At 44.5% G+C, this 21,107-nt stretch carries 17 protein-coding genes; 15 read left to right on the top strand and 2 right to left on the bottom strand.

The window, feature by feature from the left end; translation table 11 throughout:
- Positions 1-22 precede the first annotated feature (22 nt).
- Together ABJ081_10170 and ABJ081_10165 are read left to right on the top strand one after the other, a co-directional pair.
- A complete protein-coding gene (locus ABJ081_10170) occupies positions 23-1,294 on the top strand; it encodes a lipoprotein-releasing ABC transporter permease subunit (GenBank protein ID MEP6357039.1) in 1,272 nt (423 codons plus the stop codon).
- Complete coding sequence (locus tag ABJ081_10165; protein ID MEP6357038.1) at positions 1,287-2,018, top strand: ABC transporter ATP-binding protein; 732 nt, start codon at positions 1,287-1,289, stop codon at positions 2,016-2,018. Before ABJ081_10170 ends, ABJ081_10165 begins: the two co-directional genes overlap by 8 nt.
- A 237-nt stretch (positions 2,019-2,255) precedes the next feature.
- Here ABJ081_10165 and ABJ081_10160 read toward each other — a convergent pair whose 3' ends face one another.
- Positions 2,256-2,993, bottom strand: coding sequence for an alpha/beta hydrolase (locus ABJ081_10160; protein ID MEP6357037.1), 738 nt, complete (start codon positions 2,991-2,993; stop codon positions 2,256-2,258).
- Between the two features lie 77 nt (positions 2,994-3,070).
- A complete protein-coding gene (locus ABJ081_10155; GenBank protein MEP6357036.1) occupies positions 3,071-4,459 on the bottom strand; it encodes a hypothetical protein in 1,389 nt (462 codons plus the stop codon).
- Between the two features lie 268 nt (positions 4,460-4,727).
- Here ABJ081_10155 and dnaE point away from each other — a divergent pair, with 268 nt between their 5' ends.
- The 13 genes from dnaE to lpxA all read left to right on the top strand — a co-directional run bounded on the left by dnaE (position 4,728) and on the right by lpxA (position 21,099).
- Entirely contained in the window at positions 4,728-8,195 is a 3,468-nt protein-coding gene (gene dnaE / locus ABJ081_10150) for a DNA polymerase III subunit alpha (protein MEP6357035.1), read from the top strand.
- Between the two features lie 181 nt (positions 8,196-8,376).
- A complete protein-coding gene (locus ABJ081_10145) occupies positions 8,377-9,471 on the top strand; it encodes a 30S ribosomal protein S2 (GenBank protein ID MEP6357034.1) in 1,095 nt (364 codons plus the stop codon).
- Between the two features lie 92 nt (positions 9,472-9,563).
- Positions 9,564-10,487 carry a translation elongation factor Ts gene (gene tsf / locus ABJ081_10140; GenBank protein MEP6357033.1) on the top strand — a complete coding sequence of 308 codons (924 nt, stop codon included), beginning with the start codon at positions 9,564-9,566 and terminating at the stop codon, positions 10,485-10,487.
- A gap of 175 nt (positions 10,488-10,662) precedes the next feature.
- A complete protein-coding gene (pyrH, locus tag ABJ081_10135) occupies positions 10,663-11,379 on the top strand; it encodes a UMP kinase (GenBank protein MEP6357032.1) in 717 nt (238 codons plus the stop codon).
- A gap of 82 nt (positions 11,380-11,461) precedes the next feature.
- Complete coding sequence (frr, locus tag ABJ081_10130) at positions 11,462-12,025, top strand: ribosome recycling factor (GenBank protein ID MEP6357031.1); 564 nt, start codon at positions 11,462-11,464, stop codon at positions 12,023-12,025.
- Between the two features lie 28 nt (positions 12,026-12,053).
- Positions 12,054-12,821 (top strand): isoprenyl transferase, encoded by a 768-nt coding sequence (locus ABJ081_10125; protein MEP6357030.1) that lies wholly within the window; start codon positions 12,054-12,056, stop codon positions 12,819-12,821.
- A 5-nt stretch (positions 12,822-12,826) separates the two neighbouring features.
- Entirely contained in the window at positions 12,827-13,636 is an 810-nt protein-coding gene (locus ABJ081_10120; GenBank protein MEP6357029.1) for a phosphatidate cytidylyltransferase, read from the top strand.
- Between the two features lie 29 nt (positions 13,637-13,665).
- A complete protein-coding gene (gene dxr, locus ABJ081_10115) occupies positions 13,666-14,865 on the top strand; it encodes a 1-deoxy-D-xylulose-5-phosphate reductoisomerase (GenBank protein ID MEP6357028.1) in 1,200 nt (399 codons plus the stop codon).
- 122 nt (positions 14,866-14,987) lie between these two features.
- Positions 14,988-16,121 (top strand): RIP metalloprotease RseP, encoded by a 1,134-nt coding sequence (gene rseP, locus ABJ081_10110; protein MEP6357027.1) that lies wholly within the window; start codon positions 14,988-14,990, stop codon positions 16,119-16,121.
- 193 nt (positions 16,122-16,314) lie between these two features.
- Positions 16,315-18,666: an outer membrane protein assembly factor BamA gene (bamA, locus tag ABJ081_10105; GenBank protein MEP6357026.1), complete on the top strand. Its 2,352-nt coding sequence runs from the start codon at positions 16,315-16,317 to the stop codon at positions 18,664-18,666.
- Between the two features lie 50 nt (positions 18,667-18,716).
- Positions 18,717-19,763 carry a UDP-3-O-(3-hydroxymyristoyl)glucosamine N-acyltransferase gene (lpxD, locus tag ABJ081_10100; protein MEP6357025.1) on the top strand — a complete coding sequence of 349 codons (1,047 nt, stop codon included), beginning with the start codon at positions 18,717-18,719 and terminating at the stop codon, positions 19,761-19,763.
- Between the two features lie 44 nt (positions 19,764-19,807).
- Positions 19,808-20,281 (top strand): 3-hydroxyacyl-ACP dehydratase FabZ, encoded by a 474-nt coding sequence (fabZ, locus tag ABJ081_10095; GenBank protein ID MEP6357024.1) that lies wholly within the window; start codon positions 19,808-19,810, stop codon positions 20,279-20,281.
- Positions 20,282-20,298: 17 nt separating this feature from the next.
- On the top strand, positions 20,299-21,099 hold the full coding sequence (gene lpxA, locus ABJ081_10090; protein MEP6357023.1) for an acyl-ACP--UDP-N-acetylglucosamine O-acyltransferase: 801 nt from the start codon (positions 20,299-20,301) through the stop codon (positions 21,097-21,099).
- The last annotated feature ends 8 nt before the right edge of the window (positions 21,100-21,107 follow it).

Raw genomic sequence — 21,107 nt, 5'->3', positions numbered from 1 at the left:
GGCGCCAAAGTAGGATAGGTTTATGGATCTTCCGGTTAAAACACGTGCATTTTCAAAATTTGAATGGCTGATTGCTAGTCGTTATTTGAGGTCGCGACGTAAAGAAACTTTTATTTCCTTTATTGCGGGGCTTTCTTTTCTTGGAATTCTTTTAGGTGTTGCAACACTGATCATCGTTATGTCTGTGATGAATGGCTTTAGGACAGAGCTGCTTGACCGGATTTTGGGCATCAATGGGCACTTTATTGTCCAGCCTATGGATGGAGCAAACTTTGAGGATTTTGATGCAATTGCTAGACGTATTGAGGGTGTTGGCAATGTTGTGCGAGCCGTGCCTTTTCTTGAAGGGCAAGTGTTAGCAGCTGGGGCGCGTGAGCCAACGGGCACATTGGTGCGTGGATTGCGCGAGAAAGAAATCAACCGGATTGATTCACTTATCAATAATGTTCAATTGGGCACATTTGAAAGTTTTGACACATCTAAAGGTATTGCCCTTGGTTCACGCCTTGCACTCAAGCTTGGTGTTTCATTGGGCGACAATGTCACTTTGATTGCGCCGCGTGGTAATGTCACCGCTTTTGGGGTTACGCCACGGGTGAAAGCATATCCAGTTAAGGCTATTTTCGAAATAGGTATGTCGGAATATGATGCGGCGTTACTGGTGATGCCACTTTTAGAATCTCAAGCCTTCTTCAATAAAGAGGGTAAGGTCGATGCTATTGAGGTGTTTACGACAAATCCTGATTTAGTCGATATTTTGCGCCCAAAAATTGAAGAGGCCATTAATCGCACAGCCTTGGTCTCGGATTGGCGGCAGCGCAATCAAACCTTCTTTTCTGCGCTAGAAGTTGAGCGTAATGTGATGTTCATCATCTTGACCTTGATTATTCTTGTTGCAGCCTTGAACATCATTTCTGGCCTTACGATGCTGGTAAAAGACAAAGGCCGAGATATTGCAATCTTGCGAACCATGGGGGCAAGCCGTGGTTCAATCTTACGGATTTTCCTCATCACTGGCGCAGCAATTGGAACGCTTGGAACACTTGCAGGCTTTTGTGTTGGTATTCTTATCGCCGATAACATCGAACCAATCAGACAATTTATTTCCGAATTGACGCAAACTACGATCTTTCCACCGGAGCATTATTTTTTAAGCGAGTTGCCGTCTGATATTGATATGGGTGAGGTTATTTCTGTTGTCATTATGGCACTTGTGCTCTCATTCCTTGCAACACTTTATCCTGCGTGGCGGGCTGCCCGTTTAGACCCAGTTGAGGCTCTTCGCTATGAATAGTACAGTACGTGCCAATAATTTGGATGAGACGGGGACAGCCACAAGTCCTGCGGCGCCACTGGCTTTGGTCGATGTTGAGCGTCGTTTTAAACAACTCGACGGTGAGTTGACCGTTCTCGATGGCGCTAATTTGACCATCGGTGACGGTGAAATGGTGGCGTTGGTTGCTCCTTCAGGTGCAGGTAAATCAACATTGCTGCAGATAGCAGGCTTGTTAGAGAAACCAGACGCTGGCGAGGTTTATATTGCTGGTCGTTCTTGCGGTAAAGCAAATGATGAAACCCGTACATTGCTACGGCGATTGGAAATTGGCTTTGTCTATCAATTCCATCATCTTTTGCCAGAATTTGATGCATTAGAAAATTTGGTGCTACCACAAATGATTCGTGGCATGTCGACAGAAAAAGCTCAGGTGAGGGCTCTACAAGTTATGGAATATCTCAATATTGATCATCGGTCGACGCATCGACCGACAGAATTGTCAGGTGGTGAACAGCAGCGTGTTGCTATCGCCCGCGCTGTGATTAATGGACCACGCGTGTTGCTTGCTGATGAGCCGACTGGCAACCTCGATCCTGATACAGCATCCCACGTTTTTGAGGCTCTTATGGGTATTGTTCGCGGTAGCGGCCTTGGCGCTTTGGTTGCGACTCACAATATGGAGTTGGCAGCTAAAATGGACCGACGCGTGACATTGCGTGACGGTAAAATAGTCGAATTTTAAAGATTTGCTAACCCTGTTCTAATGGTAATTGTCGGGGTATTGACAATAGAACAAAACAAGAACATACTGAGCTGAACAACAAAAGGAAATACCCAATGTTACTTATTCGTGATTTCGCCGCTCTCATTTCTCTCGCTGCATTCTTCCTTGCCTCTACTTATTGGGCAGACGCATTTATTAAACTAACATAAGGTCTTAGAGGCTAAGAATGCTCAAAGTCACTTATGGCATTTGGGATTATTCACCCCAATGACGTTTCAATTTTTCTGCAAACACTTGTGGGCGTTCACAAATAGCCCAATGACCCGTATTGGGTTCTATGTGTAGGGGAACTGACCATTTGTCGCAAAACTGCTTGCCGAACTTTAATGGCACAAATGCATCCTTTTCTCCCCAAAATACCAGGCCATGCTTTGGAAGACCTGATAAGTCACCACCCCATTCATTGTGCATCTTAAGAGCTGATCTATAGAGTTTGAGGATAGAGCTTTTCATATGCCGGTTAAAATGAGGAACCTCGATGTTTGCAATATCGAGTGGCATACCAGAACTGAGCAGAACTTTTTTAAGACGTTTTTGGTTGAAATAGAGCATGAACAATTCGCCCTTAATTGGCGTTTGCCAAATGCGCGCCAGCGAGTGCCAACCAATTTCAGGTAATAGAACAGCATTCGTAACGGCCCATGTGCGAATAAGGTCAGGGCGCAGATGAATTGCACGCAGGCACAATATCGCCCCCCAATCGTGACCGACCAGATCTATGGGGCCATTATTTCGCTCTGCAGCTGCCTCAAGCACATTTATCAACCATTCGATATAGGCTTCTTTTGTGCTGGAAAAACCAGAAGGCGCCGGAGAAGCAAAACCGGGCAGGGCTGGTGTGACAATCTCATTTTCAGGCAGAGATAATTGTTCTTTAAGCGGCCCCCACATAGCAGGTGTATCAGGGACGCCATGAATGAAAACTCGAAGCATATGACAGCTTTCTTTTATAATATCGTGAATCCATGACATTAGACGATGCAATGATGTGTCGAATGCCAATCCTTTTTTTATTCAGCGATAATTTTTTTCATGTTTGTGAGTGCTGGCACCATGAGTTCACGGATTCTCTCCATAACCTCAATCACCTTTGGTTCATGGGGGTCGACTTCACGTGCAGGCCGCCCAAATCCGTCGAGCCTACAAACGTTAATCCAAGACTGTAATTCTGGTATTTGCGACCAAGCATATTGGTTTGTTGAATTGATAATCTGAGCTGCAATCCAAGTTTCCACTGTGTCGGTCATGGACATAGGTATAGCAAGCTTATTTTTGGTTTCATCGTCGTCAAACATTGACTCAATTTTGGCCAGCAAAGCCACACTAAACGTAGGTTGATAGAGCCGGATCATTTGTAGATCTATGCGATTTTTTGAAAAGATAGGCCATGGCTTATTAGGCTTGATCGCGCGGGCTGTACAATCAACATATAAGGTATCCGGTTTTGCTGGAATGGTTTCTTTTTCAAAGATGAGCTTTTCAGGTTCCACTCTTTTCACATGGCCATTGCGTATGATGTCTTTAATCTGCCGAAGATATGCAAATTCAGCTTTAGATACAGTTGGGCCATGCATGATTTGAGGGCGTACATTGGGGTCAACACGCATCCATATGCCTGCTTCTTCCATTCTTTCCGCAAAATCATCAACAGAAATTGCATCCCGTCCTGCTTCTAATTGGCGCGTTACGCCGCCATAACTCTCGTAAAAGCAAGCCCCACGAGGTTGTGCGAGAGCACGGTTCATCATCCACGGATCGCGCGGCATAATCCAGCTTATTTGATCTGAATCTGCGCCGTTATCTTTCAACCAGATAATAGAGTCCATTGCCGTCTTGCCTGCACCCACAATCGTATAATGACGATGTTTATGAGCATTGCTGGGTAGAAAGTTAGGAGGAATGCAGCGCACCCCTTTAGAGATACTAAATTTTCTTCTGTGAGTTAGAGGGATATTGGTTTCATAGATGGTGGCATCGACGAATTTTTTGCGCGCTGTTACGGTGATTGTTTTATCATTTAACAAATTGCGGATGACACCATCACCGATGTGTTCGTGCATGGGGAAATATTTAACACGTCCTGATGTTAAGAATTTATCGCGCATGACTTCATGGAAATAACTTGCGACTTCAAAGCCAGATGCCAGTTCCTCAAAACCTTTGTTGAGTCCTAAACGGTCAATTCTTCCGCTGCCCAATTCTCGTGAAGCAACACCATAATAGGACGAAGGCTGGTGTAATGACACAAATGGATAAGCTTCATTCCAATGCCCGCCCGGCTTGTCACGCCTATCAACCAACGTGAAATGCGCACCAGTCGTATCAAGCATCGTATCGACAAATGCTAAAGCCGTCGCTCCAGCACCGATAACAAGATAGTCGGTTTCAAAATCATCCAATTACTTCACTCCCAGTGATCTAATATATGATTTAATTTGGGAGTTTGTACACTAAACTATGTTCTCATACCCCAGTAGTAACACCTTATCACAAGCCAAATATTTTATTCACACGCTTGTGAGCGCACAAATCTTTAGGTGCTTCAATTTGCATATTCAGTGGATTAAACAATCTGAAGGCATCTGGGTCTCTCGACCATCTTATTAAATAGATTAAGTTCACTGAGGCGCTGTCGGTCATGTTATCAAAGACTGCTAGGAGAGTTTAATGGTAAATGATGCGGAATTCATACATTTAAGATGTCATTCCGCCTATTCGTTGCTTGAAGGCGGGATGAAAATCCCACAACTTATCTCTCTAACTAAAAAACATAATATGCCTGCATTGGGATTGGTTGATACGTGCAATCTTTTCGGGGCTTTGGAGTTTTCTGAAAAGGCTGCATCTGAAGGCATCCAGCCTATCATCGGTTGTCAGCTCAAATTATCAGATATCACCAATACTGATGATAATGAAACCCGCTTTAGCAACACGAACAATCAGTCATTTTCTAACATCGTTTTAATCGCGATGAATGATGAGGGATATAAAAATCTCGTCGCGCTCGTATCGCGTAGCTATATGGATACTAACGGTGAACAAGAGGCGCATATCACGCCTGATATGCTGCGCGATCTAAATCAAGGTATTATCTGCTTAAGTGGTGGTCGGGGTGGACCAATTGATAAGGGCATATTGGATAATCGCCTAGAGGAAGCAAAGAAAAGAGCCGAGCAACTCAAAAATATATTTAAGGATCGCTTTTATATTGAACTACAACGGGTTGATCTGGGCGAGGAGGCGCGGCGTGAGCCCCTCATAATCGATATTGCTTATGAATATGATATTCCATTGGTTGCTACCAACGAGCCTTTTTTCGCCAGTGAAGAGGATTATGAGGCGCATGATGCATTAATATGCATCTCTGAAGGCGCAGTATTACAGATGGATGACAGGCGGCGGCTGTCTAGTTCTTGCTATTTCAAAACACCGTCCCAGATGTGCGAGCTCTTTGCTGATATTCCTGAGGCAATTGATAATACAATTGAAATTGCCAAGAGATGTCACGTGCGTTCACAAACATGCGACCCAATCTTACCGCAATTCGCGGCCGAAGGGCTTAGTGGTGATGAAGCAGTTAAGGCAGAATCCAAGGCTTTGAAAGAGCAGGCCATCGCTGGGCTTAAAACGCGACTTGAGGTGCATGGTTGCGCCGAGGGGCGTATTGAAAAAGAATATTTTGATCGTCTCGATTTTGAACTTGGCGTGATCGAGAATATGAAATTCCCTGGGTATTTTCTAATCGTTGCCGACTTTATCAAATGGGCAAAAAATGAAGGTATTCCAGTTGGACCGGGCAGGGGTTCTGGCGCTGGTTCTGTGGTTGCATGGGCGCTAACCATTACTGATCTAGATCCGCTTCAGTTTTCACTTCTGTTTGAGCGGTTTTTGAACCCTGAACGTATATCAATGCCCGATTTTGATATCGATTTTTGTCAAGATCGCCGTGATGAAGTAATCCGCTATGTGCAGGAGCGCTATGGTCGCGATCATGTTGCGCAAATCATTACCTTTGGGTCGCTACAAGCCCGTGCTGTAATGCGCGATGTGGGGCGGGTCTTACAGATGCCTTATGGTCAGGTGGATCGTTTATGTAAGTTAGTGCCTAATAATCCTGCTAATCCTGTCACGTTGGCACAGGCTGTTGATGGCGAGCCTAAGTTGCAAGAAGCACGCAAAGAAGAGGAGGTGGTTGATCAGCTTATTTCCACGTCTCTCAAGCTAGAAGGGCTTTATCGTCACGCGTCCACTCATGCGGCCGGCATTGTGATTGGTGATCGATCACTGGAGCAACTAGTGCCTCTATATCGCGACCCGCGATCAGACATGCCTGTCACACAGTTCAACATGAAATGGGTTGAGCAGGCAGGCCTTGTTAAGTTCGATTTCTTGGGCCTCAAAACACTCACTGTTCTGAAAAAAGCCGTTGACCTGATTGCCAAGCGCGGCGTTGATGTGGACCTAAACGCTTTGCCACTCGATGATGACAAGACTTATGAGATGCTGGCGAAAGGCGAGTCTGTTGGCGTGTTCCAACTTGAAAGTCAGGGCATGCGCAAAGCACTTGTGGGCATGAAGCCGGATGTTTTTGAAGATATTATTGCGCTCGTGGCTCTTTATCGTCCAGGGCCAATGGATAACATACCTGTCTATAATGATCGTAAGCACGGCCGAGAAAAACCTGATTTTATTCATCCTAAAATTGAGAAATATCTGAAAGAAACACAAGGCGTTATCATCTATCAAGAGCAGGTAATGCAGATCGCGCAAGAACTGGCGGGGTACTCACTGGGTGAAGCAGATATGTTACGCCGTGCTATGGGTAAGAAAATCCGTGCAGAGATGGAGGCACAGCGCACTCGTTTTGTTACGGGGTCTGTTGAAGGTGGTTTAAAAAAATCTAAAGCAAATGAAATCTTCGATCTACTGGCAAAATTTGCAAACTATGGCTTCAACAAATCCCACGCGGCAGCCTATGCTTTGGTTGCTTATCAAACAGCCTATTTGAAAGCAAACTATCCGGTTGAGTTTATCGCGGCCTCCATGACTTTAGATATGGGAAATACTGATAAATTAAATGATTTCAAGAGGGAAGCAAAAAGACTTAATATAATCGTTGAAATACCTAACATCAATAAATCGGGTGCGGAGTTTGATGTTGATGGCAATACAATCTTTTATGCGTTGTCTGCAATCAAAGGTGTTGGCGGGCAGGCAGTATTGGATATTGTGGCACAACGCCCGCAAAATGGGTTCGCTGATTTATCGGATTTCGGCCACAGGTTGGACCCAAAGTCGATCAATAAACGTACGTTAGAAAACCTCATTTCAGCAGGCGCTTTTGACAGCTTAGTTTCCAATAGGGCGCAAGTACTGGATGCGTTGGAGCAGATCGTGGCACTTGCTCACCGTCGACAAGAAGAAAAACGCAGTGGGCAAAATGACATGTTTGCCGCAGTATCAGGTCCTGAGCCTGTCAGGCTAAAACCAATACAAGATTTTGACATAGCCGATAAGCTTGCGCGCGAGCTCGCTTCTGTGGGTTTTTACCTCAGCGCCCATCCGCTCGATGAATACCAAAACCTACTCAAAAAGCTTGGCGTCAAGCCGTGGCTCACCTTTGAAGAAGATGTTCGAAAAGGTTCGCCTGTTGGAAAGCTTGCAGGAACGATTGTATCCAAACAGGAACGCAATACCAAAACTGGAAACCGCATGGCTATTTTGAATATATCAGATGCCAGCGGCCAATATGAAGCTGTTTGTTTCAGTGAGACATTGGCGAAGCACCGTGATGATTTAGAAGCAGGATCTTCTGTCATTTTGATTGTTGCGGCGGAAGACCGACCAGAAGGGGTTAATGTTCGTATCCAGTCTGTTGAACCACTCGACCGCGCGGCCTCAAATTTCACAGGTGCATTGAGCATTTTCATCAAAGAAACAGGCGCTATTGAGCATTTACACAAGCAGTTACCGGTTAGTGAGAATGGTAAAGGAGGCACCGTGAGTGTCTTCGTTTATGACGAAACAACTGGTCGTGAGGTGGAGATCAAATTAAACGACAAATATATGCTCACACCCAAGCTCTCTGGAGCTTTAAAGGCCATGCCGGGTGTCGTGGATGTTGAACTTCATTAGCAAATATAATTATGAGCAATAAGCGGATATAAAAAAAAGCATTTTTACTTGCAAAATTACGTCAAGCAATGTACGACCCGCGCATCACACACACGGGCTAGGCGCTACGGACAACTTCGTAGTTCCATTCGGTGAAACCACACGGCCCGTGGAGGAAAAACCGAAAAAGGAGAATAGAGCCATGGCTCTACCAGAATTTTCTATGCGTCAACTCCTGGAAGCAGGCGTTCACTTTGGTCACCAGACACACCGTTGGAATCCGCGAGTTGAGAAATATCTCTTTGGCTCACGCAACAACATTCACATCATTGATTTGTCACAAACTGTACCGCTTTTGCATCAAGCATTGAAAGCAGTCAGCGATAGCGTCTCCAAAGGCGGACGGATTCTTTTTGTTGGAACAAAACGTCAAGCCTCAGAAATTATAGCAACGTCATCAAAGAGCTGCGCACAATATTATGTGAATGCGCGCTGGCTTGGTGGCACGTTGACAAACTGGACAACGATTTCAAATTCAATCAAACGTTTGCGCGAACTTGAAGAAATGTTGGCTGGCGACAAAGCAATGTCTTTCACCAAGAAGGAGCGCCTAACGCGAACACGCGAGCTTCAGAAACTTGAGCGTTCGCTTGGTGGCATCAAAGATATGGGCGGCCTGCCAGACATGTTGTTTGTTGTCGACACCAACAAAGAATCAATAGCGATTCAAGAAGCCAACCGTCTTGGTATTCCTGTTATTGCGATCCTTGATTCTAACTGTTCACCTGATGGGGTCGATTACCCAATTCCTGGCAATGACGATGCTGGTCGTGCGATTTCACTATACTGCGATCTCATCGCCCGTGCATCAATTGATGGAATTAGCCGTGGGCAAGGTTCATCTGGCATGGATGTTGGCGAGTCTGAAACAATTGCAGAACCTGCATTGGTAGACGCGCCAGTGGCGGCTGTTGAAGCCGTTGCTGAAGTGAAAACTGAAGCTGAGCCAGAGAAAAAAGCTAAAGCGGCACCAAAGAAAAAAGCTAAAGCAAAAAGCGATGATACATCTGCAAGCCTCTTTGCAGCACCTGAAGGTGATGCAGATGATTTGAAAAAAATCTCTGGCGTTGGTCCTGTTCTTGAGAAAAAACTCAATGATTTGGGGATTACAAAATTTGCACAAGTGGCTGCTTTCACTGCAGAAGATATTGCTAAAGTTGACGATGCACTGTCATTCAAAGGCCGTATTGAACGTGATGACTGGCTAACACAAGCCGCAGCACTTGCCGCTGAATAAGTGATTTAAAACATCTGTATACAGGTGTTTTCACTATCGTTTGAAACTAATGCACCAGTAAACTTAGGGTGCAAAACCTAAATGAGGATGACATGGCTATAACAGCATCCATGGTCAAAGAGCTCCGCGATAAAACTGGCGTGGGCATGATGGACTGTAAAAAGGCATTAAATGAGAATAATGGCAACCTAGAAGAAGCAATCGATTGGTTGCGTACCAAAGGCCTTGCAAAAGCCGCTAAGAAAGCTGGCCGTGTTGCTGCTGAAGGTTTGGTTGGTGTTGCAGCAAGCGGCACGAAAGCTGCCGTTATTGAGCTAAACTCCGAAACAGACTTCGTTGCACGAAATGATGCGTTCCAAGCTTTGGTCAAAAACATCGCAACAGTTGCCTTGTCAGTTGATGGTGATATTGATGCCCTTGCTAAGGCAGATTATCCCGAAGGTAATCGCAGTATTGAAGCTGAAATCACTGATGCTATCGCTACAATTGGTGAAAACATGAGCCTGCGTCGTGCGGCTTCTTTGCAAGTGGATAATGGTGTCGTCGCTACATATATTCATAACGCTATTGCGGATGGTATCGGCAAGATTGGTGTACTCGTTGCGCTAGAATCAACGGGTGATACGGATAAGCTCAATGCTTTCGGTCGTCAGGTTGCGATGCATATTGCGGCGGTCAACCCACTTGCAGTAAGCTCTGATGAATTGGACCAAGAAATTGTTGAGCGTGAACGCGCTGTTTATGCAGAACAAGCCAAAGCATCTGGCAAACCTGATAATATTGTTGAGAAAATGGTCGATGGCCGGATTCAAAAATACTTCAAAGAAGTTGTATTGCTTTCACAGGTTTTTGTTATCGACGGCGAAAATACTGTCGAAAAAGCAGCAGAACTTGCTGCAAAAGATATTGGCGCTCCAGTCAAAATCAAAGCGTTCGAGCGTTTTGTTTTGGGTGAAGGTATAGAAAAAGAAGAAGAGGATTTTGCAGCAGAAGTAGCTGCGATGTCTGGCAACTAGTCTTTGTCGTCAAATTCATTAAAAAGCCGGCGCTTAATACGCCGGCTTTTTTCTGCCTATAACATAAACAAAAATGTCGGGATTGCTTATCATATGCCCGCATATCGGTTCACATCATACCAAGGTTAGTGTATGCGAGATTGAACAGTTATCTTCAAATCGGGAAAAGCCAACAATGTCTGATGATCTTCCCTTTAAAAGTATCTTACTGAAAGTCTCAGGTGAAGCTTTGATGGGCGATCAAGGCTTTGGCATTGATAGATCTGTCATTGATCGTGTTTCAGAGGAAATTGCCGCTGTCACATCTCTTGGCGTGCGTGTGGCGGTTGTTGTGGGTGGCGGTAATATTTTTCGCGGCGCTGATGTGCAAATAGCTGATGAAAACCGTGTCGCCGGACACCATATGGGCATGCTGGCAACCGTGATGAATTGCATAGCGTTGCATGATGGATTGCTAGAAGCTGGGCTTGATGCACGGGTCATGTCTGCCATAGCAATGCCTGAGATTTGCGATACATTTTCACAAAGAGAGGCACGCGAAGCCTATGATAACGGCGAAGTAGTGCTTTTTGCTGCTGGAACGGGAGCTCCTTATTTTACAACAGATACAGGGGCTGCATTAAGAGCACTCGAGATGGATTGCGATGCTCTATTTAAAGGCACCAATGTGGATGGCATCTATACGGCTGACCCGAAAAAAGATGATAAAGCTGAGCGTTTTGATAAAATTACACATGATGAGGTCATTGAAAAGGGCCTTGAAGTGATGGATGTTGCCGCAGTTGCGCTTGCCAAACAAGGAAATATTCCTGTAGTTGTTTTTTCAATTCAAACGCCAGGCGCATTATTTGAGATAATAAATGGAGCAGGGCGTTGTACTATTGTTCGTTAGCTATCAAGTGACGCACGATAAGATAATAGTATAGTATTAAGCCGAGATAGGCGCATAGCCTACAATGAAAGTGATGGAGAATATGTCAGATAACCCGGTAGACTTCGATGATTTGAACCGCCGAATGGAGGGGGCTCTTACGTCACTTAAAAGCGAATTAAACAGTTTGAGAACAGGCCGCGCTTCTGCAAGCCTTCTCGATTCTGTTATGGTGGATGCTTATGGATCACAAATGCCAATCAGTCAGGTTGGAACTATATCAGTACCAGAACCACGCACTGTATCCGTTCAAGTCTGGGACAAGACCATGGTGGCCGCAACGGATAAGGCTATTCGTGAATCCAATCTAGGCTTAAATCCTATTATGGATGGCCAATTGCTCCGTATTCCTATGCCAGAACTAAATGAAGAACGACGCAAGGAGCTTGTTAAGGTCGCTAATCAATACGCCGAGCAAGCCCGTATTGCCGCGCGGCATGTGCGACGTGACGGTATGGATACCTCTAAACAAGCTGAAAAAGATGGCGATTTAGGCAAGGACGATGCCCATAAGGCTTCTGATAAAATACAAAAGATGACGGATGATTTTATTACTAAAATTGATGAAATGTACGCGGAAAAAGAAAAAGAAATAATGCAGGTGTAACGCACATCACGCGAAAGCCAGATCAATCATGTCAGATGCATCTATAATCCCAATCCAGCCAGAAGAGCCAGACAACCGTCAATCGCCGCGTCATGTCGCGATCATTATGGATGGCAATGGACGTTGGGCAAAAGAACGCGGTCTACCACGAGTTGAAGGGCATAGAAAAGGTGTCGATGCCGTTCGCGATATCACGAGGATTGCGGGTGAGAGCGGCATTGAATTTTTAACGCTGTATAGCTTCTCTTCTGAGAATTGGAACCGGCCAGCAAGCGAGATCACTGAACTTTTTAGTTTGCTGCGGTTTTTCGTGCGCAAATATCTTGCCGAATTACATCAAAACAACGTCTGTCTCAAAGTTATAGGCGATGAAGAAGACGTTCCTGATGATATTAATAAACTGGTTCGTGATGCCGTTGAACTGACAAAAGATAACGATGGGCTGACACTGGTGATTGCCTTTAATTATGGCTCCAGAAATGAGATTACTAAAGCGACAAAAAGAATTGCAAAAGCGGTCGCTGATGGAAAACTTTCCGTTGACGAAATCACCATCGATGTGGTGAGTGAGCATCTCGACACCAAAGGCATTCCTGACCCTGATCTTATTATCCGTACAAGCGGCGAACAAAGATTGAGCAACTTCCTGCTATGGCAGGTAGCTTATTCTGAATTTGTATTTACTGACTGCAAATGGCCTGATTTTGATAAAAATGCCTTCACAGAAGCGCTCAATGAGTTTTATCGACGAGATCGTCGCTTCGGGGCAATAGAATCAGCACAGACGAGCAGTTAGAACCATTGTCAAAACCAGCATCACCCAGCGATTTTAAAACGCGACTGATATCGGCTCTAGTGCTTGCTCCTATTGTTATTCTCCTCGCATGGCTTGGTGGTTTATGGTTTGCAGCGCTCATGATTGTTGTCGCCGCTATCATGTATTGGGAGTGGACAACAATCACTGTTCGCGCCATAGACATCCGCCGTGATATCTTCGCTGGCATCATCATAGTGGCTCTCATCATACCAGTCATAATCATGCCATCTATGACGCCGGTCTTGCTTTCCTTTGCCTTGATCGCGATAGGCGCTTTTGTGGTTTTGATCTTCAAACAAAAAATCGGCTGGAACATAGCTGGTGCTGGTGTTGCCAGCAGCTTAGCGCTTTGTTTAATTTATATCCGCAATTCACCGGATCATTCTACAGGTCTTATCTTGCTGATTTTCCTTTGCTTTAGTGTCTGGGCTGCAGATATTTTTGCCTATCTGGTAGGGCGCACAGTCGGTGGTCCTAAATTGATGCCAAAAGTTTCACCGAAAAAAACATGGTCAGGTTTTTTGGGTGGCATGGCAGGCGCTATTTTTACCGGATCAATGGTCGCATTCATTGCCGCGCCCGATAAAGTAATTTTGTTCTCATTCGTTGCGCTTGCTGTGGCATTAGCTGCACAAGCTGGGGATTTAATTGAATCAGCTATAAAACGTCACTTCAATGTTAAAGATGCCAGCAACCTCATCCCTGGGCATGGTGGTGTGCTAGACCGTGTCGACGGTCTTACTTTAGCGGCCTATGCATTTGTTATAATTCATGGCATAGGCATCTTCGATTAATAAATAACGTCAATATACGAAAGCGTTTTATGGATAACAGGCCTTCATCAAAAGCCAAGCAGCGCCGGATTTCAATATTGGGTGCGACGGGCTCAATTGGCAAAAGCACGCTGAGTATCGTTGAGACGCATCCTGATCTCTATAAGGTTGTGGCTGTCACGGGTGGTGGCAATGTTGCGCGACTGGTAGAAATTGCTCGCGCAACGCGTGCAGAATTTGTAGCCATTGCCGATGAAACCAAGCTTGGTGAGCTAAAAGAGGCACTCAGTTCTTTGCCCTGTGAAGTAGCGAGTGGTGATGCAGGCATTATTGAAGCTGCGAAAATGTCATGTGACATGACTATATCCGCTATTGTTGGCTTTGCAGGTCTAGCTCCTACTTTGGCCGCTTTAGATGCATGTGAGACATTGGCATTGGCAAATAAAGAAAGCCTTGTTTGTGCAGGAACGCTTGTGCGCAAAAAAGCAGCTGCTAACAATGTTGAACTATTGCCTATGGATTCAGAGCATAATGCTATTTTTCAGGCGTTGAATGGTGAAAAGATAGACAGCGTTGAAAAAGTGACGCTGACTGCATCAGGCGGGCCTTTTAGAACTTGGAGCAAGGCTCAAATTGCTGAAGCCGGACCAGAGCAAGCCCTCAAACATCCCAACTGGAGTATGGGCGCAAAAATCACTATTGATTCAGCAACGCTGATGAATAAGGGTTTGGAAGTCATTGAAGCTCATCACCTTTTCCCTATAAGACATGATCAGCTTGATGTTGTTGTACATCCCGAATCTATCATTCATGGCATGGTTTCCTTCATTGATGGCGCGGTCATTGCTGAACTTGGTTGCCCTGATATGCGCACGCCAATAGCACACTGTATGGGGCATCCTGAACGCATCAGTGCCCCGGTGGAACGTCTGAACCTTGCCAAGCTCGGCAGCCTTACGTTTGAAGAACCTGATTATGATCGCTTTCCCATGTTGGGCTTGGCGCTTGAAGCTTTGGCAAAAGGTGATATTGCGACCAACTTGCTCAATGCAGCGAATGAAATTGCGGTCCATCAATTCTTGAATAACGGACTGTCTTTTTATGGCATGAGTGATTTGGTGGCCAATGTTTTAGATGAAGGCCTTAAAAACTTCTCTAGCTCACAATCGATAGAAAGCTTAGAGGAAGCTATTGAAGTTGATCATTTTGCGCGCAACAAAGGGTTTGATTTTATGAAGATTGCCTCTTAATTAGATCGCAACCGCTTCGTAATCAGACCATCATTCATCGTATTTTAGTTTTCAATTGCTTTAATGCATAAATGCATCATAAACCGTTCCTATAAAAACAGTTGGAACACGTGGAGTTCAATATGGAATTTATTAGCGAATGGTTTTTCTGGCTTATTGGCTGGGGATTGCCTTTCTTATTTGTTCTCACAATTGTTGTGTTCTTTCATGAGCTTGGCCATTTTATGGTGGCGCGCTGGAACGGGGTAGGGATCGCTAAATTTGCGATTGGCTTTGGACCAGATATCTTTAGCTTTACCGATAAGAAAAATACAATCTGGGCTTTTTCAATAATTCCGCTAGGCGGCTATGTGAAATTTATCGATGACGCTAATCCAGCAAGCATGTCAGGTGATACAAGCGAACTTGAATCTGCGGGCTATGATAAGTCCACATTTTTTGCCAATAAAAAACTATGGCAACGCGCAGCCGTTGTTGCAGCAGGTCCGATTGCTAATTTCATCTTAGCTGTTGTGATTTTCTCTGGCATATTTTTTATAAACGGCCGTGATATTCTGACTGCGCAAGTAGATGAAATAGTCGCTGATAGTGTTGCAGCAGCAGCAGGATTTCAGCCCGGCGATACAATCATCAAAGTTGACGACCAAATTATCGAAAGCTTCTCTGATCTTCAAAGAAAAGTGTCGGTCAGCGCAGAAATTCCACTTGTGTTCATTGTGAATAGGAATGGAAATAACGTTACCATCAATGCAACTCCCGCATTTCGTGAGGTTGATGATGGTTTGGGTGGTACTCAACGCATAGGTCAGCTCGGTATCCAACGCAGTGGAAATGCCGATGCGATCATCAATAAACAATTTGGACCATTAGAAGCCGTGGGCGAGGGCGCTGGCGAAACATGGTACATTATGAAGCGCACTGTGCAATTTTTTGGTGGCCTCATAACTGGTAGAGAATCGATTAATCAGCTCGGCGGCCCAATCCGAATCGCTGATGTTTCTCAACGTGTTGCTGCTATCGGTTTCACAGCACTTATAGGGCTGACTGCTGTTTTGTCAGTTAGTATCGGCATCATGAATCTTATGCCTGTACCTGTGCTGGATGGTGGACATCTAATTTTTTATGCTCTGGAAGCTGTCAGAGGGCGGCCTGTGAGTGAAAAAACGCAAGAAATCTGCTATAAAATAGGCTTCGCATTTTTGCTCACATTTATGATTCTGGTGACTACGATTGACATCAATCGATGGCTCAACTGAATCGCCGCAAAACGCAGACTTTATCGCTATCGTTCACAAAGTGTTTCAAAGATGCAATGCATTGTAAATATTTTGTTAATTTCAAATGGTAGTTTGGCTTGCTTATGAGCTCATTTTTTGCCAAAAGATTATAAAGTAAAAGGAATCTCTATAAACGAGTGACTTCAGAAGCGAATTTAAGGCAGTTTGATTAATGAAATTTATGAACATCCGTCTCCTTGCTAGTTTTTTTGTTATCACAACTATATTTATGACATCACTGGCTGCTAGCATTTTTGACGCGTCGTTTTCTGAAGCGAAAGCTCAAACAATTTCGTCGATTCAGGTTACAGGTAATCAACGCATCGGTCGTGAGACCGTTTTGACTTATGTTACCGCTCAACCAGGCCGCCGTGCATCACCCATTGAAATTGATGAGTCATTGAAAGCTCTCTTTGCGACAGGATTGTTCAAAGATGTATCAATTACAACCAGTGGCAGCACTTTGGTTGTTAATGTAGTCGAAAATCCAGTGGTCAATGGCATCGCCTTTTTAGGTAATGATAAACTTGATGAGACTCAGCTGAATTCTATCCTTTTAACGAAGGCACGCGGTGTATTTGATCGTGAGCAAGTTGCTGTTGATGTTGATCGCATCAAGGAAGCCTATAAATCAGTTGGCCTCTTTAATGTGGCAGTAAAATCTAGAATTGACGGGCTTGATAGCAATCGAATCAATGTGCTTTTCAGTATCGAAGAGAATAAAAAAACAGGCATCGCGAAAATTAATTTTGTTGGTAACAAAGCATTTGGTGACGGACGCCTAAGAAATGCTATTGCGACACGCGAAACTGGATTATTGGGCTTCCTTCAATCAAGTGATATTTATGACGCAACGCGATTAGCTGCCGATGAAGAACAATTGCGTCGTTTCTACTTCAATCATGGTTATGCAGATTTTGAAGTTATTTCTTCTGTTGTTGATATTGATGAAAAGAAAAACAAGTTTTTCATAACGATCACTGTGAACGAAGGTGAACGATACAGATTTGGTAAGATTGCTATTGATACTGTTCTGCTTGATGTGAACCCAGATGATTTCCTTCCGTTGATTACAACGAAGGAAGGCGACATTTATGATGCGCAAAAAGTTGAGCGCAGTATCGAAGCATTATCCTTAGCTGCTGCTGGTAAAGGCTTTGCTTTCGCTCAAGTTCGTCCACGCGGTGAGCAAATTGACGGTCGGATCATCAATATTACTTATGCTATTGACCAAGGTCCGCGCGTTTTCGTCGAACGGATCAACATTTTGGGCAACACGCGCACACGTGAATACGTAATACGCCGTGAATTTGATATTGCAGAGGGCGATGCTTTCAACCAGTCTTTGATTACGAAGGCTGAGCGACGCATTAGAAATCTTGGTATTTTTCAAAGTGTTAGGGTGACTAGAGCACGTGGCAGTGCGCCTGACCGTGTGGTTTTGACCGTAAATGTTGAAGAGCAACCAACGGGCGATCTTTCTTTTGGCGCGGGTGCTGATCTATCTGGTGGATTTTTGACAAATGCCGCTCTTACAGAGAGAAATTTCTTGGGTCGAGGGCAGTTTGTCAGACTTGCCGTTGGTATCGGAACCGGCAATCAGACTTATGATTTAAGCTTTACCGAACCATTCTTCCTCGGTCGCCGAATTAGTGCAGGCTTTGATCTCTTCAGACGTAATAGTGAAGACCAAGATAGTCGAAGCTTTGATGTGAGCAACACAGGTGCGTCAGTTCGTTTCGGCTTGCCCGTAACAGAGAACTTAAGGCTTGGGGTTAACTATACCTACGATAAAGAAAGCCTGTCTGATATTGATCTAGAAGATGCGCCTGCTTCTATTATATCCCAAGGTGAGGGTGATGTTGTGACATCATCACTAGGGTATGCTGTGACCTATAATTCACTTGATAGTAATCAAAACCCAACAGATGGTATTAATTTCAGGTTCACGCAAGAATTTGCAGGCATTGGTGGAGATGTTAATTTTCTTAAGACGGAAGCGCGCGCTGTTGCCTATCATGAGTTAAATGCCAATCACCAAATTGTTGGTCTTGTTAGAGCTCGAGTTGGTAACATAACGGGCATCGGTGAAGATGTTCGCCTTCTTGACAACTTCTTTGCGGGCGGAGACTTGGTTCGTGGTTTCGAAAACCGTGGTATCGGTGCACGTGAAAATGGTGACACTAGCGATGATGATGAAGATGTTGGCAATGATGCTGTAGGTGGGCTTAATTTCTTTGGCGTTTCTGCTGAAGTATTATTCCCTATACCGTTAGTGCCACGTTCAATTGGCGTCAAAGGCGCTCTATTTGCTGATGCTGGTTCTGTATTTGGGCTTGATGATAGTGTCACAGAAGATCTTATTCCAGGATCTGATGACTTTAGCCTTCGTTCTTCTGTTGGTATTGGCTTCGAGTGGAAATCACCATTTGGACCTCTACGCGGTGACTTTGCTTGGGTTTTATCTGATGAAGAATTTGATGATACACAGTTCTTCCGTATTGGTGGCGGTACACGTTTCTAGGCGTTCTACATCATTCAAGAAAACCTGTATTACTGCGGAGAACACTCCTATTGCTTGATGTTGAAACAACATTTTTTCCCAATCCTGAGGCTGTCAAGCTATCAGCGATTGCGGAAATGACAGGTGCATTGATAAAATCAAATGATACGTCAGATCCTGTCATAAACGGTATAGCGCCGTTGAATGATGCAAGAGCAGGCACCATCAGTTTCATTGATAATCCTAAATACCTTGATGAACTTCAAAATACGTCTGCTACCGCTTGTTTTTGTGCAAAAAAATACACAACAAAAATACCTGAAGGGGTGATTGCATTAGAAATATCTGATCCTTATCGCGCCTTCGCACAGACGTCAGCTTTATTGTACCCATCAGCATTAAAGCCAATTCATGGTATCAAAACTGGCACAATTTCCGAGCAAGCCTATATAGCACCCACGGCTAAATTAGAAGAAGGTGTCACTGTCGAAGCATTCGCTTATATCGATGAAAATGCCTTGATCGGAGCGAATACCTATATTGCATCAAACGCAAGAATTGGTGCGAACGTAAAAATAGGTCGCGATTGTTCTATCACCTCAAATGCTGTTATCCAGCATAGTTTGATTGGCGACCGCGTTATTATTCATCCCGGTGTCAAGGTTGGCCAAGATGGCTTTGGGTTTGCAATGTCACCTCAAGGTCACCTAAAAATACCGCAAATTGGTCGCGTTATTATTCAAGATGATGTTGAAATTGGTGCTAATACTGCAATTGATCGAGGCGCGACACGCGACACGGTGATTGGTGAAGGAACTAAAATCGACAACCATGTCCAGATCGCCCATAATGTGGTTGTTGGCCGTCATTGCGTATTGGTTTCACAAGTCGGCATATCGGGAAGCGCCACACTGGAAGATTTTGTTGCCATTGGAGGTCAGTCAGGCGTCAATGGGCATGTCACCGTTGGTATGGGCGCACAAATAGCAGCAGTCAGTGCCGTGCATGACGATGTCCCAGCAGGTGCGCGATGGGGAGGTGTACCCGCGCGTCCCATACGCGAATGGTTTAAAGAGCGACTTTTACTCATGAAAATGGTAAAAGAAAACAAGAAATAAGCGAATATCAAAGAATTAATCACCCGCTGAGGAGGAGAAGAAATATGGATGCTTCTTCGAATACGACATTAGAAACAGCTGACATCATGAAAATTATGGAGCTTTTGCCCCATAGATATCCCTTCTTGATGATTGACCGAATTATAGATATCGATGCTGATAATTCAGCGACAGGAATTAAAGCTGTTACGATTAATGAACCGCATTTCCAAGGTCATTTTCCTGATCAACCTGTCATGCCTGGTGTGCTTCTTATAGAAGCCATGGCACAGACAGCCGGTGCTATTTGCGTCAATGCAGACAAAAATACAAATGCACCATCACTGGTGTACTTCATGACGATTGACCGTGCTAAATTTAGAAAACCTGTAGTGCCGGGTGATGTGGTTAAAATACACGTTAAAAAGCTTAAGCAACGTCGTAATATTTGGAGGTTTGCCTCAGAAGCAATTGTAGATGGCAACAAAGTTGCCGAGGCAGAAATCAGCGCCATGCTTATCGCAGGCGAAGACCAATAACAGTAAGGTAATTCAATATGGCCAGTATACACCCAACAGCGTTGATCTCAGACGATGTAAAGCTAGGTGATAATGTTGACATAGGACCTTATTGTGTTTTGGAAGGTAATATCACCATTGGTGATAATGCGACCCTCAAAAGCCATGTTTCACTTGCTGGAAACACGACAATTGGCAGTGGTTTGAAGGTTTATCCCTTCGCATCTATTGGCAACGACCCTCAAGACCTGAAGTTTAAGGGCGAGGAGACTAAGCTTGTTATCGGTGATAATTGTATTATCCGAGAAGGGGTGACGGTTAATCCAGGAACGGCAGCAGGTTCAATTGAAACACGAATTGGAAATAATTGTGTCTTACTCGCCAATTCGCACGTTGCACACGATTGTGTGCTGGGTGACAACGTCATATTGTCAAACGGTGTTCTAATTGCTGGCCATGTGTCGATCGGCAATCATGTAATCATGGGCGGAGGGTCGGCTGTGCACCAATTCACTCGCATTGGCGATCATGCCTTTATTGGTGGACTTGCAGGCATTGAAAATGACGTTATACCTTTTGGTATCTCTCTTGGTAACCGAGCTTATCTTGGCGGCATTAATCTAATCGGCATGAAAAGGCATGGCATTGCACGCGAAAGTATTCATGCGGTGAGACAGGTTTATAAAGATCTATTTCTCGAACAAGACGAGACCCTGCAAGTACGACTCGACAAGCTCTCTGAAGAACTTCTTCAAGACCCACAAGTAGCCAGTATCGTCACTTTTATACAAGCGGCTTCTGATCGTTCATTGTGTGTTCCACGCACTGTTAAGGAATAGTCATTTTG

Source organism: Hyphomicrobiales bacterium (assembly GCA_039989895.1).
In the GTDB taxonomy this organism is placed as follows: Bacteria; Pseudomonadota; Alphaproteobacteria; order Rhizobiales; family JACESI01; genus JACESI01.
This window is presented reverse-complemented; position numbering and strand designations above follow the sequence as displayed.

What these genes read in the sequence shown, in the direction of transcription:
- frr (MEP6357031.1), top strand. Translation starts at nt 11,462, where the DNA reads ATGTCAGATAACCCGGTAGACTTCGATGATTTGAACCGCCGAATGGAG.
- pyrH (MEP6357032.1), top strand. Translation starts at nt 10,663, where the DNA reads ATGTCTGATGATCTTCCCTTTAAAAGTATCTTACTGAAAGTCTCAGGT.
- ABJ081_10160 (MEP6357037.1), bottom strand. Translation starts at nt 2,993, where the DNA reads ATGCTTCGAGTTTTCATTCATGGCGTCCCTGATACACCTGCTATGTGG.
- lpxA (MEP6357023.1), top strand. Translation starts at nt 20,299, where the DNA reads ATGGCCAGTATACACCCAACAGCGTTGATCTCAGACGATGTAAAGCTA.
- bamA (MEP6357026.1), top strand. Translation starts at nt 16,315, where the DNA reads ATGAAATTTATGAACATCCGTCTCCTTGCTAGTTTTTTTGTTATCACA.
- dnaE (MEP6357035.1), top strand. Translation starts at nt 4,728, where the DNA reads ATGGTAAATGATGCGGAATTCATACATTTAAGATGTCATTCCGCCTAT.
- ABJ081_10145 (MEP6357034.1), top strand. Translation starts at nt 8,377, where the DNA reads ATGGCTCTACCAGAATTTTCTATGCGTCAACTCCTGGAAGCAGGCGTT.
- ABJ081_10165 (MEP6357038.1), top strand. Translation starts at nt 1,287, where the DNA reads ATGAATAGTACAGTACGTGCCAATAATTTGGATGAGACGGGGACAGCC.
- rseP (MEP6357027.1), top strand. Translation starts at nt 14,988, where the DNA reads ATGGAATTTATTAGCGAATGGTTTTTCTGGCTTATTGGCTGGGGATTG.
- fabZ (MEP6357024.1), top strand. Translation starts at nt 19,808, where the DNA reads ATGGATGCTTCTTCGAATACGACATTAGAAACAGCTGACATCATGAAA.
- dxr (MEP6357028.1), top strand. Translation starts at nt 13,666, where the DNA reads ATGGATAACAGGCCTTCATCAAAAGCCAAGCAGCGCCGGATTTCAATA.
- tsf (MEP6357033.1), top strand. Translation starts at nt 9,564, where the DNA reads ATGGCTATAACAGCATCCATGGTCAAAGAGCTCCGCGATAAAACTGGC.
- ABJ081_10125 (MEP6357030.1), top strand. Translation starts at nt 12,054, where the DNA reads ATGTCAGATGCATCTATAATCCCAATCCAGCCAGAAGAGCCAGACAAC.
- ABJ081_10170 (MEP6357039.1), top strand. Translation starts at nt 23, where the DNA reads ATGGATCTTCCGGTTAAAACACGTGCATTTTCAAAATTTGAATGGCTG.